The following is a 446-nucleotide window of genomic DNA, read 5'->3' as shown; positions in this document are numbered from 1 at the left end:
TACTAGGGTATCTAATCCTGTTCGATCCCCACGCTTTCGTGCCCGAGCGTCAATGCAGGCCTGGCGAGCTGCCTCCGCTATCGGCGTTCTGTGGCATATCTACGCATTTCACCGCTACACGCCACGTTCCGCCCGCCTCGACCGCATTCCAGCCCGACAGTATCAACGGCACTTCCGGGGTTGGGCCCCGGGCTTTCACCGCTGACTTGACAGGCCGCCTGCGCACCCTTTAAACCCAATGAATCCGGATAACGCTCGCGTCCTCCGTATTACCGCGGCTGCTGGCACGGAGTTAGCCGACGCTTATTCCACCGGTACCCTCAAGCGCGCATCACGACCGCGCCCTTGTCCCCGGTTAAAAGAAGTTTACGACCCATAGGGCCTTATTCCTTCACGCGGCATGGCTGGTTCAGGCTTGCGCCCATTGACCAATATTCCTCACTGCT

At 59.4% G+C, this 446-nt stretch carries 1 rRNA gene; it reads right to left on the bottom strand.

The features are described from left to right. A 16S ribosomal RNA gene (locus HH110_RS19135) occupies nt 1-446 on the bottom strand; the annotation flags it as partial.

Source organism: Stenotrophomonas sp. SAM-B, from assembly GCF_013387485.1.
Classification (GTDB): domain Bacteria; phylum Pseudomonadota; class Gammaproteobacteria; order Xanthomonadales; family Xanthomonadaceae; genus Stenotrophomonas; species Stenotrophomonas maltophilia_AA.
This window is presented reverse-complemented; position numbering and strand designations above follow the sequence as displayed.